The sequence below is a fragment of the Labrys wisconsinensis genome, from assembly GCF_030814995.1.
Taxonomy (GTDB): Bacteria; Pseudomonadota; Alphaproteobacteria; order Rhizobiales; family Labraceae; genus Labrys; species Labrys wisconsinensis.
Window position 1 is genome coordinate 56,261 of sequence record NZ_JAUSVX010000005.1, and the last position, 14,489, is coordinate 70,749.

Annotated in this window: 14 protein-coding genes; 1 reads left to right on the forward strand and 13 read right to left on the reverse strand. The window is 69.0% G+C overall.

Annotated features, from left to right (window positions below; translation table 11 throughout):
- Nucleotides 1-3 precede the first annotated feature (3 nt).
- The 6 genes from QO011_RS14890 to QO011_RS14915 all read right to left on the reverse strand — a co-directional run bounded on the left by QO011_RS14890 (nt 4) and on the right by QO011_RS14915 (nt 6,148).
- Nucleotides 4-1,452, reverse strand: coding sequence for an FAD-binding oxidoreductase (locus QO011_RS14890; RefSeq protein ID WP_307273286.1), 1,449 nt, complete (start codon nt 1,450-1,452; stop codon nt 4-6).
- A 90-nt stretch (nt 1,453-1,542) separates the two neighbouring features.
- The gene (locus QO011_RS14895; protein WP_307273289.1) at nt 1,543-2,607 is read right to left on the reverse strand and encodes a polyamine ABC transporter substrate-binding protein; all 1,065 of its coding nucleotides are present in this window, start codon (nt 2,605-2,607) and stop codon (nt 1,543-1,545) included.
- Nucleotides 2,608-2,647: 40 nt separating this feature from the next.
- Nucleotides 2,648-3,745 (reverse strand): ABC transporter ATP-binding protein, encoded by a 1,098-nt coding sequence (locus QO011_RS14900; protein WP_307273291.1) that lies wholly within the window; start codon nt 3,743-3,745, stop codon nt 2,648-2,650.
- A complete protein-coding gene (locus QO011_RS14905) occupies nt 3,742-4,548 on the reverse strand; it encodes an ABC transporter permease (protein ID WP_307273294.1) in 807 nt (268 codons plus the stop codon). Before QO011_RS14905 ends, QO011_RS14900 begins: the two co-directional genes overlap by 4 nt.
- Nucleotides 4,545-5,402, reverse strand: a complete 858-nt coding sequence (locus QO011_RS14910) for an ABC transporter permease (protein WP_307273297.1) — start codon at nt 5,400-5,402, stop codon at nt 4,545-4,547. The genes QO011_RS14905 and QO011_RS14910 overlap by 4 nt, the downstream gene beginning before the upstream one ends.
- Before the next feature lie 134 nt (nt 5,403-5,536).
- A complete protein-coding gene (locus QO011_RS14915; RefSeq protein ID WP_307273301.1) occupies nt 5,537-6,148 on the reverse strand; it encodes a helix-turn-helix domain-containing protein in 612 nt (203 codons plus the stop codon).
- Nucleotides 6,149-6,353: 205 nt separating this feature from the next.
- On the opposite strand from QO011_RS14915, the gene QO011_RS14920 reads away from it, so the two are divergent.
- Nucleotides 6,354-7,259, forward strand: coding sequence for a dihydrodipicolinate synthase family protein (locus QO011_RS14920; RefSeq protein ID WP_307273303.1), 906 nt, complete (start codon nt 6,354-6,356; stop codon nt 7,257-7,259).
- Here the strand turns inward: QO011_RS14920 and QO011_RS14925 are convergent.
- From QO011_RS14925 to QO011_RS14955, 7 genes are all read right to left on the reverse strand, one after another.
- Nucleotides 7,185-8,657 carry an MmgE/PrpD family protein gene (locus QO011_RS14925; protein WP_307273307.1) on the reverse strand — a complete coding sequence of 491 codons (1,473 nt, stop codon included), beginning with the start codon at nt 8,655-8,657 and terminating at the stop codon, nt 7,185-7,187. The two genes, QO011_RS14920 and QO011_RS14925, sit on opposite strands and share 75 nt — an antisense overlap.
- Before the next feature lie 20 nt (nt 8,658-8,677).
- The gene (locus tag QO011_RS14930; protein WP_307273310.1) at nt 8,678-9,490 is read right to left on the reverse strand and encodes an HpcH/HpaI aldolase/citrate lyase family protein; all 813 of its coding nucleotides are present in this window, start codon (nt 9,488-9,490) and stop codon (nt 8,678-8,680) included.
- Complete coding sequence (locus QO011_RS14935; RefSeq protein ID WP_307273312.1) at nt 9,484-10,314, reverse strand: HTD2 family dehydratase; 831 nt, start codon at nt 10,312-10,314, stop codon at nt 9,484-9,486. The genes QO011_RS14930 and QO011_RS14935 overlap by 7 nt, the downstream gene beginning before the upstream one ends.
- Before the next feature lie 12 nt (nt 10,315-10,326).
- Entirely contained in the window at nt 10,327-11,457 is a 1,131-nt protein-coding gene (locus QO011_RS14940) for a CaiB/BaiF CoA transferase family protein (protein ID WP_307273314.1), read from the reverse strand.
- The gene (locus QO011_RS14945) at nt 11,450-12,190 is read right to left on the reverse strand and encodes an NAD(P)H-dependent oxidoreductase (RefSeq protein WP_307273316.1); all 741 of its coding nucleotides are present in this window, start codon (nt 12,188-12,190) and stop codon (nt 11,450-11,452) included. The genes QO011_RS14940 and QO011_RS14945 overlap by 8 nt, the downstream gene beginning before the upstream one ends.
- 10 nt (nt 12,191-12,200) lie before the next feature.
- Nucleotides 12,201-13,349, reverse strand: coding sequence for an acyl-CoA dehydrogenase family protein (locus QO011_RS14950; protein ID WP_307273319.1), 1,149 nt, complete (start codon nt 13,347-13,349; stop codon nt 12,201-12,203).
- Between the two features lie 105 nt (nt 13,350-13,454).
- A complete protein-coding gene (locus QO011_RS14955) occupies nt 13,455-14,390 on the reverse strand; it encodes a LysR substrate-binding domain-containing protein (RefSeq protein ID WP_307273323.1) in 936 nt (311 codons plus the stop codon).
- Nucleotides 14,391-14,489: the final 99 nt, after the last annotated feature.

Here is a 14,489-nt window from a genome sequence, read left to right on the forward strand (position 1 = left end):
GTGTCAGGCGGCGCCGGGCAGGAAGAGCTTGCCAGGGTTCATCCGGTTCTCCGGGTCGAGCAGGGCCTTGATCTGGCGCATCAACGCCAGCTCGGCCGGGTTCTTGGTGCGGGCGAGGCGCTTGCGATAGGTGGTGCCGACGCCATGCTCGGCGGTGATCGAGCCGCCGAGCTCCATCGCCACGTCGTCGATGATGACGTCGATGGCATCGGAGGCGGCCTCGAAATCGTCGGAGCCGGCGAAGCGCTCGTGCGGGAACAGCACCACGACGTGGATGTTGCCGTCGCCGATATGACCGACCATCATCACGTCGGCGTCGGGATAGGCGGCGAGCACGCCCTCTTCGACGCGCCTGACGAAGGCCGGCTGCTCGGCGACCGGCACGGAGGTGTCGTGCGACATGGTCTTGCCGGCGAGCTTGAACTCGCCGGTGACACCGTGGCGCAGCTTCCAGATCGCCTCTTCCTGCGCGAGGCTGGAGGCGATGGTGGCGTCGCTGATCAGGCCGGCTTCGAAGGCGCCGGCGAGGAAGCCCTCCATTGCGGCGGCGAGCGGGGCGTCGGGCTGGGAGTCGCCGGCCTCGATGAGCAGGTACCAGGGGGATGTCTGCGCGAAGGGCATCACCGTGCCCGGCACGTAGCGCAGCACGAAGTCCATATAGGACGAGCCGATGATCTCGAAGCTGGAGATCCGCTCGCCGAACGTGGCGCGGGCGCGGGCGAACAGGGCGAGCGCGTCCTCGACGCTGGAGAGCTGCATCATGGCGACGGAGCGCGAGCGGATGGCGGGGAACAGCTTCAGCACCGCCGCGGTGACGATGCCGAGCGTGCCCTCCGCCCCGATGAACAGCTGCTTCAGGTCGTAGCCGGCATTGTCCTTGCGCAGGCGCCTGAGCCCGTCGAGCACGGTGCCGTCGGCCAGCACCACTTCGAGGCCGAGCACGAGCTGGCGCATGGCGCCGTAGCGTAGCACGGCGATGCCGCCGGCATTGGTGGAGATGTTGCCGCCGATCTGACAGCTGCCCTCGGCGCCGAGGCTGAGCGGGAACAGCAGGCCTTGCCTTGCCGCCGCCGCCTGAATGTCGGCGAGGATGCAGCCGGCCTCCACGGTCACCGTCTCCTCCGCCGGCGAGAGCGCGCGGATGCGGTTCATGCGATCGAGCCTCAGCACCACGGCCGGGCGGGGCTCGAGCGGGGTGGCGCCGCCGCACAGGCCGGTATTGCCGCCCTGCGGCACGATCGCCACGCCGGCGTCGGCGCAGGCCCGCACCACCTTCGCGACCTCCGCGGTCGAGGACGGCCGCACCACGGCCAGCGCCTTGCCGTGGTAGCGGGCGCGATGGTCGGTGAGGAAGAGCTCGGTGTCGACGGCGTCGGTGAGGACATGGCGCTCACCGACGATCGCCTTCAGCGCGGCGAGGCAGGCGTCGTTGGAGCTGGCGTCAGGGGGCATGGCGTTCGTACCGGATCGGCGGCAGGGCGAAGGCGCGGCGAGGAACGGGCCCCGCCCCGGCGGCCGGGGCGAGGCGTAGCGGGCGCGCGCTCAGATGAGCATCCATTCGGCATAGCGCTTCTGCACCGCCGTATAGTTCTCGCCCCACCACTGGGAATTGACGATGACGTTCTTGCCGTTGGTGAGGTCGGGCAGGAAATCGCCGGAGGGCGACTTCCGCACCTCGTCCATCGCGGGGACGCTGTTGGGCAGGTAATAGCCGCGCACCGACCAGGCGACCTGGCGTTCCGGCTTCAGGCAGAAGTCGATGAAGCGCATCGCCGCTTCCTTGTTCTTCGTGCCGCGGGGGACGGCGAAATAATCCAGCGAGTTGACGGTCTGCTGGAAGGAGAAGGCGAGCGGGGCGCCGGCCTTCTGCGCCGACTTCACGCGGTTGAAATAGCTGTAGGAGAAGTCGCCCTCGTTCTGCACGACGGCGTTCACCTGGTCCGGCGTCGTCGCCGCCCATTTGGAGACATGCGGCTTGATCCGGTCGAGCGCCGCGAAGGCCCGGTCGAGGTCGAGGGGGTAGAGGTCCTTCGGCGCCACGCCGTCGGCGACGAGCGCCACCTCGAGCGTTTCGGAGGCGAGCGAGCGCATGACGCGCCGGCCGGGGAACTTGTCGACATCATAGAAGCCGGCGAAGTCCACCGGATGCTTGCCGTCCGGCATGCGCTTGTCGTCCCACAGCAGGCCGCCGGAGTAGAGATACATCGGCATGTAGTCCGGCGCCGCCTTGGCGACGACCTCGCCCGGCTTGACGATCGACATGTCGAGCTCTTCCCAGAGCTTGTCGCGCGCGCCCGACGTGGCGAAGGCCGCGGGAGCGTCGATCACGTCCCACTGGACGTTGTTGCCCTGCACCTGCGCCTTGACCTTGGCCATGTCGCCATTGTCGACCAGCGTCACCTTGATGCCGGTCTCGGCGGTGAAGGGGTCGGCGAACACCTCGCGCACCGACTTGTTGTAGTCGCCGCCCCAGGAGGTGACGGTGAGCGTCGCGTCGGCGGCGGCCGCACGGCCGGTGAACACCGCCGGAGCCGCCATCAGGCCGAGCAGGCCGGCGCCGCCGCGCAGGACGCCGCGGCGCGACGTCGTGAGATTCATCTTGGTCATGGACACGTCCCCTCTTCTTCTCGCGATGGTGGTTCGTCGATCAGCCCGCCGGCGCCGGCGGGAGAAGGCGGCCGTGCCCGGGGTCCCAGGCGGCGCGGACCGCGTCCCCGCGACGCGCGCCGGGGCGGCCGGGCTGGTTGAGCTCCTGGATGATCAGGTTCGAGCCGTCGCCGCAGCGCACGAAATGGCGCACCACGCCGCCGAGCAGGATGGAATCCTCGACGCGGCCGGCGACGCTGGTCGGCGTCGGCGCGTCGGCGAGCGCCATGTTCTCCGGCCGGATCAGCAGCACGGCAGGCTCCCCCGCCTGCATCCTGCGCTCGGGCGCCGGCGCGGCGAAGCTGCCGAGCGCGGTCTTCAGCGCATAGGCGCCGTCGGCGCCGATCTCGACCGTGCCGCGGATCAGGTTGGACGAGCCGATGAACTCGGCCGAGAATACCGTCTCCGGCCGGAAATACAGCGCGTCGGGCGCGCCCTGCTGCTCGATGCGTCCGCCATTCATCAGCACGATGCGATCGGACATGGTCAGCGCCTCGTCCTGATCGTGGGTGACGTAGAGCATGGTGATGCCGAGATCGGCGTGCAGGCGCTTGATCTCCAGCTGCATCTGCTCGCGCAGCTTCTTGTCGAGCGCGCCCAGCGGCTCGTCCATGAGAATGAGCGCCGGATTGTAGACGATGCAGCGCGCCAGCGAGATGCGCTGCTGCTGGCCGCCGGAGAGCTCGCGCGGCTTGCGGTTCGCCACATGGCCGAGCTGGATCAGCGCCAGCGCCTCGCCGACCTTGCGCTTGATCTCAGCCTTGGGCAGCCGCCGGACCTCCAGCGGGAAGGCGATGTTCTCGAAGACCGTCATGTGCGGCATCAGCGCGTAGTTCTGGAACACCATGCCGAGGCCGCGCTGGTTGGTCGGCAGCGTGGTGGCGTCGCGGCCTTCGATGACGATGCGCCCCGATGTCGGCGCGACCATGCCGGCGATCAGGTTGAGCAGCGTGGTCTTGCCGGAGCCGGAGGGGCCGAGCAGGGTGACGAACTCCCCCTTGGCGATGGCGAGGTCGACGCGGTGCAGGGCGTCGACCTCGCCATAGCGCTTGGCGACGCCCTGGAGTTCGACCATCGCGGGCAGGGGGGCGGACGTCATGACGAGGCCTCGGTCTTGCCCTGCATCGCGATGATGCCGAGGGCGATCACGAGCGAGAGCACGGTGAGCAGCGTGGAGACCGCCGCGAGCACCGGCGTCAGCTCCCAGCGGATGGACGAATACATCTTGACCGGCAGCGTCATGCTCGCCGTGCCGGTGAGGAAATAGGCGACCACGACCTCGTCGAGCGACATCAGGAAGGCGAACAGCGCTCCCACCGCGATGGCAGCCTTCAGCTGCGGCAGCACCACGCGGAAGAAGATCCGCACCCGCGAGGCGCCCATGATCGAGGCGACCGTCTCCAGCGCGACGTCGGCATGATGCAGGCCCGACATGACAGACACCATGATGTAGGGCGTCGTCAGCGTGACATGGGCGAGCACGAGGCCGGCGGTGGTGTCGAGCAGGCCCCAGCTCGAATATTGCAGATAGAGCCCGAGTCCGAGCACGATCACCGGCACCAGCATCGGCATCATGAAGAGGCCGCGCAGGATGCCGCGTGCCGGCAGGCGCGAGCGGGCGAGCGCATAGGCGGCCGGCACGGCGAGGACGAGCGCGGCGAGCGTGGTCAGGCTGGCGACGAGGAGGCTCTGCACCGTCGAGCCCCACCAGGCGGGATCGGCGAAGAACTGCCGGTAGAGCTCCAGCGAGACCTGCCGGGGCGGGAACTCGATCTGACCCGGATTGCCGAAGGAGATCGGGATGACGATCAGGCTCGGCACCAGCAGGAAGACGTAGCAGAGCCACGCCATCGAGGCGACGAGGCCGCGCGCCAGGCGGCTCGAACCGAACAGCTGGTTCATGCGCCGGCTCCCGCGAGGCCGGCCGAGCCACGCACCTTGCCGAGCATGGCGACGAGGAGGCCGGACAGGATCAGCAGCACCACGGCGGTGGCGGAGGCGGCGGTCCAGTCCAGCGTCTGGCGCGTGTAGAAGTCGACGAGGTTGGCGACCATCATGTCCTGCCGGCCGCCGAGCAGGGCCGGGGTGATGTACATGCCGATGGACAGCGTGACGTTGATCAGCACCCCCGCGATCACGCCCGGCATGCTGAGCGGCAGGGTGATCCTCCAGAAGATGCGCAGCGGGCCGGCGCCCATGGTCTCGGCGGCGAGGACGAGGCGGCGGTCGAGGGACAGCAGGCTGCCGAGAATCGTCAGGATCATGAAGGGCAGCAGGAAGTTGATCATGCCGATGATCACGCCGACGCGGTTGAACATCATCGGCAGGCTGACCGTCCCGCCGCTGACGAAGCCGAGGAGCTGGTTGATCAGGCCCTGGTTGCCGAACACGGCCACCAGCGCGAAGCTCTTCACCAGGATGCTGGTCCAGAACGGCAGCATGACCATGATGAGATAGGCGGTGCGCCGGCGCGGCGGCTGCGCGGCGAGGTGCAGGGCGACGGGGTAGCCGACGACGAGGCTGACCAGCGTGCCGGCGATGGCGATCTCGAACGTGTTGCGCAGCACCCGCAGGAACAGCGTGCTGGAGGCGAGCTCCGCGTAGGCGTCCAGGGAGAACCGTCCGTTGAAGAGGCTGGTCCAGACGGTGAGGCCCAGCGGGTAGATGAGGATGAGCAGCATCACCGCCGTCAGCGGAGCCAGCAGCAGGATGGCCGTCCAGGGGCTGAGGTCCGATACGGGGGATGATTGGGCCAAGGGTGGCGCGTCCTTCGGTTGCCGGGCAGCCCCGCGGGGCGGCTCGCCGTCGCCCCGCGGGGCTGGGCGGACTATGGCAGCCGGTTTTCAGGACTGCAATGTGAAAATTTCAAAATTCTGAAAACTGAAGGGACCTAAATATCGGCGTTCACCCAGAACACCGAGGCCGGGCGCGAGCCGGGATTGGCAAAATGGTGCGGCTTGTTGCTGGAGAAGGCGAAGCAGTCGCCCTCGTTGAGGCTGAAGGTCTCGCCGTCGATCTGCAGCTCGAGCGAGCCGGACAGGAGGAAGCCGATCTCCTCGCCCTTGTGCGAATAGGGCTGCGCGCCCGAATTGCAGCCGGGCTGAATGACCATGAAGAAGCCGCGCAGCCGCTCGCTCGCCGCCGGCGAGGCGATGTCCTTGCGGATGCCGTCGATGTCGAGCAGGCGGGAACGCTGGCCCGCCCTGACGATATAGCGGGTTTCTGCGGTCTGGATCGGGCTCTGCGAGGGGTCGATCAGCCAGGCCGGCATGACGCCGAGGGCGTTGGCGACGGTGTAGACCGTGCGCACCGTCGGCGAGACGAGGCCGCGCTCCAGCTGGGACAGCGTGCCGATCGACACGCCGGTGGCCTTGGAGAGGTCGGACAGCGTCATGCCCGCCTTGAGCCTGAGGTCGCGGATGCGCTGGCCGAGCTTCTGGTTCTCCTGGTCGGGATAGCTCATGGCGGTCGGCGTGCGTGCGGCTTCGTCAGCGATCTTCATGGGCGACATGGAGGGGAAAAATCCGTTTTCATCCGACCCCGCCGGACGGGCAGGCTCCCACAGCCTGTAGCGATAGCTCCATATGGCGAAGAAGCCAATTCATTTTTCAGAAAACCAAAAAAGGCGTGGAGAGTCGTGAAAGCGCACCCTATCATGGGCGCCATCACCGGACGGCCATCATCAATCTGTGCTGAGGAGACGGCTCGTGGCAGAGCGCATGTTCCGCGGGCTGATCCCCGCCTTCCCGACCCCGCTGCAGCAGGACGGCTCGCTGGACGAGGCCGGGCTCGCGCGCATCGTCGAGTACCAGATCGGCCGCGGGGCTTCCGGCCTGGTGCCGCTCGGCGGCACGGGCGAAGCCAATTCGTTCGGCCTCGCCACCCGCCGCCGCATCGTCGAGATCACGGCGTCGGTCGCCGCCCGCCGGGTGCCTGTCATCGCCGGCGTGCTGGATCCCGGTCTCGGCGGCGCGCTGGAAAGCGGGCGTGCCTATCGCGAGGCAGGGGCCGACGGGCTGATGGTGATCCCGCCCTACTATGCCCGGCCGGACCAGGACGGCGTGCTGCGCTATTTCCGGGCGCTGGCACCGGCGCTGAAGCTGCCGATCGTCTACTACGACAACCCCTATCGCAGCGCCATCGTCACCACGCCGGCGACGATCGCCCGGCTGGAGGAGGAAGGCCTGATCGTCGGCATGAAGGCCTCCAGCACCGACCTCTACCATTTCGACCAGGTGGCGCGGCTGGTCAGCGACCGCTTCAGCCTGCTCTCCGGACAGGACACGCTGTTCGTCGAGCAGGTGATGCTCGGCGCCTGCGGCGGCGTCCTCACCTCCGCCGCCCTGCTGCCCGGCGCTTGGGCGCGGGTGCAGATGCGGGCGGAGGAGGGGCACGTCAAGGAAGCGCTCGAGCTCCAGGGCCGGCTCCATCCGCTGATGGACGCCCTGTTCGCCGAGCAGTTCCCGGAGGCGGTGCGGCGCGCCTTCGCCCTGATCGGCCTGCCGATCGGCCATTCGCTGCCGCCGGTCGGTGCGCTTTCAGCCGCGGCCGAGACGCGTCTCGCCGCGGCCGTGAACGCGCTGGTCGCCGACGGCGTGCTCGCGGCCGCCTGACGGCGGCGGCCCACGGCCCCCGCCGGCATTCGCAAACAGATCCGCAGGGCTCCCCGGCTGGTCGAGGCTCCAGATCCGGGACATGCAGGCGCGCATCTCCTCTGCCGTCGCGGCGCCCCCGAATTCGGCGAGGCGCACGGCCTTGGCTTCCAGCTCCTGCCTGGCCAGCGTGTTGCCGGGGTCGCCCTTGGGCTCGTCGACGCGGGCTTCGAGCTGGCGGCCGTCGACGGTGGTGATGCTCACCTTGCCGACCCATCGCCTGGGATAGAGGGCGTCGACCTCGGCGTCGAGCGCCATGCGCACCTTCGAGCGGAAGCGCGCGACGCCGGCGTCGGCCAGCGCGTGGCGCTCGAACGCGTCGAGGTCGGCGACGCCGTGGACGGCGATGAGCCCCAGCACCGTGCCCATGGAGAACTTCGCCTGGTGGACGGTTTGAGGGATGTCCACCGCGCCGAGGACGTCGATGGCTCCCTGGTGGACATGGGTCACCACGGTCGCGACATCCTCCGGGCCGAGCCCTTCGCTGCGCATGAGACGCTGCAGCGCGTCGGCGGCCGGATGCGTGTGCCGGCAGGAGGCGTGCCATTTGAAGGAGGTCTCCTCGGTCGCCCAGCGGCTGCCGAGCCCGTCGGTCAGGCGGGTGGGATCGGCATCGTGGGACATGCCGGCCGCCATGCCCTTCTTGCCTTCGAGGATCCGGGCCGCACCGCGGAAGCCGTCGCGTGCCAGGCAGGCGGCGAACAGGCCGTTGGCGGCGGCGCGCGCGGTGTGGAGCTGCTTGGAATCGGCGGCGTCCCGCAGGAATTCCCAGAGCCCTGCCGCCTGGGTGCCGGCGGAGCCGAGCGCGTGGTTGAGGCCGGATGCGTCCAGCCCGATCAGCTTGCCGACAGCCGCGGCCGCGGCCACGGCGCCGACCGTTCCCGTGGTGTGGAAGGTCTCGTAGTGCGAGCGGCCCAGGAATTCTCCGACACGGATGCCCACCTCATAGCCGGCGATGCAGGCCGTCAGCATCTCGCGCCCAGTCTTCGCCTCCGCCTCGGCAACCGCCAGGACGGGTGGAAAGATCACCGTCGCCGGGTGAAAGACGGAGCCGTTGTGCACGTCGTCCTGCTCCACGGCATGGGATGCCGCGGCATTGACCATCGCCGCGAAATAGGGGCTCGTGCGCCGCCTCGTCGGGATGACGGTGCTCGGGCCGTCCGCCGGTCCCATCGCCCGGGCAAAGCCCTCGATGATCTCGACCTGGCGCGCGCCCTTGCCGGCGAGGGCCGAGCCGAGCCAGTCGATCATCAGTCCCTTCGCGACATCGACGACGCGCGGCGGAATCTGCTCGAAGTCGAGGTCGGCGACGAAGGCGCAAAGCCTGGCGGTCGGCCAACTGGCGGTGTCCGGGGGCATCGGCGCTCCTCCTCTCCAGGCTAGGTCGAGGCGGCCCGGCGCAGGATCCACCTTGCCCGCTCGATGACCGGCCGATCCACCATCTCGCCGTTCACCCGGACGGCCTCGTCGGACGAGACTGCGCCGACGATGCCTCGTGCCCACGCGATCTCGTCCTCGCCCGGGCGAAAGCCCGTGCGGATCGGCTGGATCTGCCGGGGATGGACCGCCATCTTGCCGCCGAAGCCCATCGCCATGGCGTGGCGTGCGTCGTCCTCGGCGGCTTCGGGGCTGCCGATGTCGGTGGTTATGCCGTCGATCGGCGCGGCGCGGCCGGCGGCGCGCGAGCGCCAGACGATCTCGCTGCGCGCCGCAAGCAGGGTCAGCCGGTCGTGCGCGCAGCCCAGATCGACCGAAAAGTCGATCGAGCCGAAGGCAACGGCGACAATGCCGGGCGCGGCCAGGATGTCAGGCAGGTTGGCCAGCCCGGCAGCGCTCTCGATCAGGGCGATGACGGCGACATCGCGCCCCATCCGCCTTGCCATCCCGGCGATGTCCTCCGGACGCCCGGCCTTGGGCAGCATGACGGCGACGCCGTCGAGGCGTCGCACGGCGTCGACGTCCGCGCCGTGCCAGGGCGTATCGGCGGCATTGACGCGGACGATGACCGGAGATCCCAGCGTTGCGGCATGACCGAGGACCGCGTCCCGAGCCCGGTCCTTGTCACCGGGGGCAACGGCATCCTCGAGGTCGAGAATGACCGCGTCCGCGCCGCTGCCGTCGGCCTTGGCGAACCTGTCCGGCCGCGATCCCGGCACGAACAGCGGCACGACGGGCGTGACGAAGCTCACCATTGCGCCGTCGCCTTCATCGTCACCTGCTCGTCGGCGGACCGCACGTCCAGCCTCATGCCGCCCTCGCCCCGGGCCGTCGCCCGCAGAAGCAGGCCTTGCGGGCCGACCGCCGGACGCACGCCCCGGAACGAGAAGCGGCGCGGCGGCTGGCCGACGATGGCGGTGGCGAAGGTCATGAGCAGGGTCGCCTGGAGCGGTCCATGGATGACGAGCCCGGGATAGTGCTCGACCGTCGTGGCGTAAGGCGCGTCATAGTGGATGCGGTGGCCGTTGAAGGTCAGCGCGGAGTAGCGGAAAAGCAGCACGGGGTCGATGTCGACCGTCCGGTGGTGCGATGCGGCCAGGCCGGCGCCGTCAGACGTCGGTGCCTGTGCAGCGGCCTCGGCCGCGCGATAGACGAGGATCTGGTCCTCCTCGATCACCGGCCCGCGATCGCTCGCGATATCGTGCCGCACCGTCAGGAAGATGAGCCGCCCGGTGCGGCCCTGCTTCTCCTCGATGGCGCTGAGCGTCGAGCGGCGGCGGATGGTGTCGCCGCTGCGGATCGGGCCGAGGACACGCACGTCGCTGCCGGCCCACATGCGGCGCGGCAGCGGCAGCGGCGGCAGGAAGCCGCCCCCGGCCCGGTGGCCGTCGGGCCCGAGTTCGCGCGCGTCGGCGATGTCGGGCGCCAGGCACCAATGCAGGCCGGGCGGGCCTCCGGCGGTCTGCACCGCATCGGGGCCGAGCATGGCTGCGAAGCTGGCCAGCAGGCGCGGCGTCACGATGTCCTCGGCCTCGCGCGTGCGTCCGACCCATTGCTGCAGCGGCGTGCTCGTGTCCATGGCGCTTCCTCGTCAGGCGGCGAATTCGGACCGGATCCGGTCCGTGTCCGCGCCGAGGGCGGGGACGGCGGGTATTGCTCCAAAACCCTCCGGCCGCCCCGCCGGCACCGGCACGGCGATGCGCTTGCCGCTTGGCAGCGCCACCGCCGTCCGGCGCAAGGCCTGGTGTTGCGGCAGGTCGCGCATCTCGCTCACCCGGCCCCAGGCGATCTGCGCCTCATCGAGGCGGCGGATGGCCTCGTCGCGGTCGATGGCGGCGAAGACCGGCTCGATCTCCGCGTCGAGCGCCGTGCGATTGGCGACCCGCCAGGCATTGGTGGCGAAGCGCTCGTCGGCAAACAGATCCTGCCTTTGCAGCACGATGCTGCAGAAGCGCTTCCATTCGCTGTTCTGCTGAATGGAGACGACCACGGCGCCATCGCTGCAGGCATAGGGCCGGTAGGGATAGATCGAAGCATGCGCCAGGCCATAGCGGCCGGTCTCGCGCCCCGCATGCTCGTGGTGCAGCAGCGGCACGGCCATCCAGTCGGCCATGCCGTCGAACATGGCGATCTCGACACTGCGCCCGCGCCCGGTCTTCTCGCGCGCCAGCAGGGCCTCGAGGATCGCCGCATGGGCGTTCATGCCGGTGGCGATATCGGCGGCCGAAACCCCGACCTTGCACGGCGTATCCGGCGTTCCCGTCACGGCGCACAGGCCGCTTTCGGCCTGCACCAGCATGTCGTAGGCGCGCATCGCCGCATAGGGCGTGTCCTGCCCATAGCCGACGATGTTGACGGCGATCAGCCGGGGGAACCTTTCCGCAATGGTCTCGGCGGAAAGGCCCAGCCTGTCGATCGCGCCCGGCGCCAGATTCTGCACGAGCACGTCCGCCCGTGCCACCATGCGGTGCAGCAAGGCCAGGTCGGGCTCGGCTTTGAGGTCGAGCACCGCGCTCTCCTTGCCGCGATTGAGCCAGACGAAATAGGCCGACATGCCGTCCACGGTGGCATCGTAATGGCGCGCGGTCTCGCCTTCCGGGCGTTCGATCTTGACCACGCGCGCGCCGGCGTCGGCGAGGCGGACGGTGCAAAGCGGAGCGGCGACCGCCTGCTCGATGGACACGACCAGCAGGCCCTCCAGCGGGCGGGCGGCATCAGACATTGCGCTGCACTCCCGAACGGGCGAGCACGCCCGGCTTCAGGCGCTCGTTCTTGCCGTAGTCCGCGGCGGGATGGAAGAACAGGCGCGGCGTGTCGTCGGTATCCTCGAGCCGCTTGCGGTAGGCCTCCAGGCAGGCCCGGCGGCCATCGTCGCCGAGCCGGCCCGGCATATAGGCGATGAAGGGCGGCAGCACGTCGAAGCCGGAATAGCGCAAGAGGCCGTTATGGACCGGCCACAGCACGGTGAGGATGTCGCCGTCGATGCCGTCGGGCGCATAGGTGTCGGCCGATGTGCCGGTGGTGGCGGCCACCATGGCGAGCTTTCCCTTGAACAGGCCGGTGTCGTATTTGCGGCCCGGCAGATAGGCGAAGCCGCGCGCGAAGACCCGGTCGGCCCACCCCTTGAGGATGGCCGGCATGCCGAACCACCAGACCGGGAACTGGAAGATCACGAAATCGGCCCGCTTCAGCTTCTCGATCTCGGCGCCGATGTCGGCCGACAGCGCGCCGGCCTCGTAGGCGGCGGTCTGCTCGCGCGGCAGGCTGAAGAAGCCGGGATCGTGGCGTTCGCCGGCGATGTCGCCCGGCCCGGCGACGGGGTCGAAGCCCATCGCATAGAGGTCGCTGACCACGACGTCGTGGCCGGCCTGGATCAAGGTTTCCACCGCCAGATCCTTCATGGCGCCGTTGAAGGATTTCGGTTCCGGATGGGCGTAGACGATGAGGACGTTCACGGCGACACCTTCAGTAGGACCGCGGCAGGCCGAGCACGTGCTCGGCGAGGAATGACAGGATGAGGTTGGTCGAGATCGGCGCGACCTGATAGAGGCGCGTCTCGCGGAACTTGCGCTCGACGTCGTATTCTTCCGCGAAACCAAACCCGCCATGGGTCTGGATGCAGACATTGGCGGCTTCGTTGGAGGCGTCGGCCGCCAGCATCTTGGCCATGTTCGCTTCGGCGCCGGGGTTCTTGCCGGCCTCGTAGAGGCGCAGCGCCTCCCGGACCATCAGCTCCGCCGCGCGCATGTTGGCGTAGGCCCTGGCGATCGGAAACTGGATGCCCTGGTTCTGGCCGATCGGCCGGCCGAACACATGCCGGTCCTTGGCATAGGTGCTGGCCTTGTCGATGAACCATTTCGCATCGCCGACGCATTCGGACGCGATCAGGATACGCTCGGCGTTCATGCCGGACAGGATGTAGCGGAAGCCCTTGCCGTCCTCGCCGATCAGGTTCTCGGCCGGCACGCTGAGGTCGTCGAAGAAGATCTCTGTGGTGGCGTGGTTCATCATCGTGCGGATCGGCCGGATGGTGAGGCCGTTGCCGACGGCCTCGCGCATGTCGACGATGAGGACGGAGAGGCCGTCCGTCTTTTTCATGCCGTCCCGAAGCGGCGTGGTGCGCGCCAGCAGCAGCATCAGATCCGAGTGCTCGGCGCGGCTGGTCCAGATCTTCTGCCCCTTGACCACGAAATGATCGCCGTCGAGCCGGGCCGTGGTCCTGAGCGCGCCCGTATCGGTGCCGCTGGTCGGCTCGGTGACGCCGAAGGCCTGCAGGCGCAGCTCTCCCGTGGCGATCTTCGGCAGGTATCGCCGCTTCTGCGCTTCGGAGCCGTGACGAAGCAGCGTCCCCATCGTGTACATCTGCGCATGGCAGGCGCCGCCATTGCAGCCGGCGCGCTGGATTTCCTCCAGGACGGCGGCGGCCGCCGAGAGCGGCAGGCCGGAGCCGCCATAGTCCTCCGGGATCAGGATCGAGAGCCAGCCGGCTTGCGTCAGGGCGGCGACGAACTCGCTGGGATAGGCCATGTCCCTGTCGAGCGCGCGCCAGTACTCGCCGGGAAAACGGGCGCAGAGCTTGGCGACGGCGTCCCGGATGTCCTGATAGTCGTCCATGAGATGCGCCCGATCCTTCGCCTTGCTCCCGGCCACATTATCAGGCTGGCGTCTCCCGCCGGCAACGTATGGCTGGTGTGACCAGCTATGCCGGAACTCAAATGCTCACGGCGCCGAGCCGAGAAGCTGGCCGACCCAGACGGCCCGCTCGACGAGGTCCTTGGCGATGTCCTCGATCGCCTGACCGGCAAACCGCGCCAGCCGCGAGGCAGGCCGGTCGGCCGGGTAGGCCAGGATGAGGCGGCGCACCGGCACTGGATCGATCAGCGGCGCGGCGGTGAGCCGACCCGCGGCGACGTCGGCATGAATGGGAGCAAGCGGCAGGATCGTCCAGCCATGGCCGCCGCGCACCAGATCCTTCAGCGCGGCGTAGGAGTCCGCCTCGATGCCGACGTCGAGCGTGATGCCGGTTTCGGCGGCGCAGCGTTCGACGAGGATGCGCAGCCCGTGCTTGATGCTGGGCAGCAGCAGGCGCTTGCCGGCGAGCGAGGCGAACGGCACGGCGCGCACGGTGGAAAATCCCGCATCGGGCGGGCCGATCAGGAACAGGTTCTCCAGGAGCAGCGGGCGGGAGCGGAGCGAGCGGGCCATGCGCGGGTCGTAGAGCACCGCAACGTCGACCTCGCCCCGGTGAAGCCAGTCCAGCAAGTAGCCGGTATAGGCGCTCACCAGCCTGAGCTTCGCCCTGGGGTGGGCCTTGCCGAAGGCCGCGGCCAGCGGCAGCGAGATGATGTCCGCCACGGTGGGTGGCAGGCCGATGGCCACCTCGCCGGTCAGCGGCGCGTCGGCGGGCGTGGCCGTGGCGCGGATCTCGTCGATCTCGGCCATCACCCGCATGGCATGCGCCAGCACCTCCTTGCCCTGCTCCGACAGCACCATCCCGCGTCCGTGGCGCAGGAAAAGGGCGAAGCCCAGCTCCTCCTCGAGCATGCGCACCTGCCGGCTGAGCGCCGGCTGGGCAATATGCAGCCGGTCGGCGGCCTTGCTCAGGCTGCCGAGCTCGGCGACGTGGATCAGCGTGCGCAGCTGTGAAAGCTCCATGAGCTATCGAGTATCATTATATCTGGTAACGAGAAAGAGACGAGGATTGGATCGGCCATCTGAGTTAGCCTGATGCCGATCGAAATCTCGGAGGTCGAA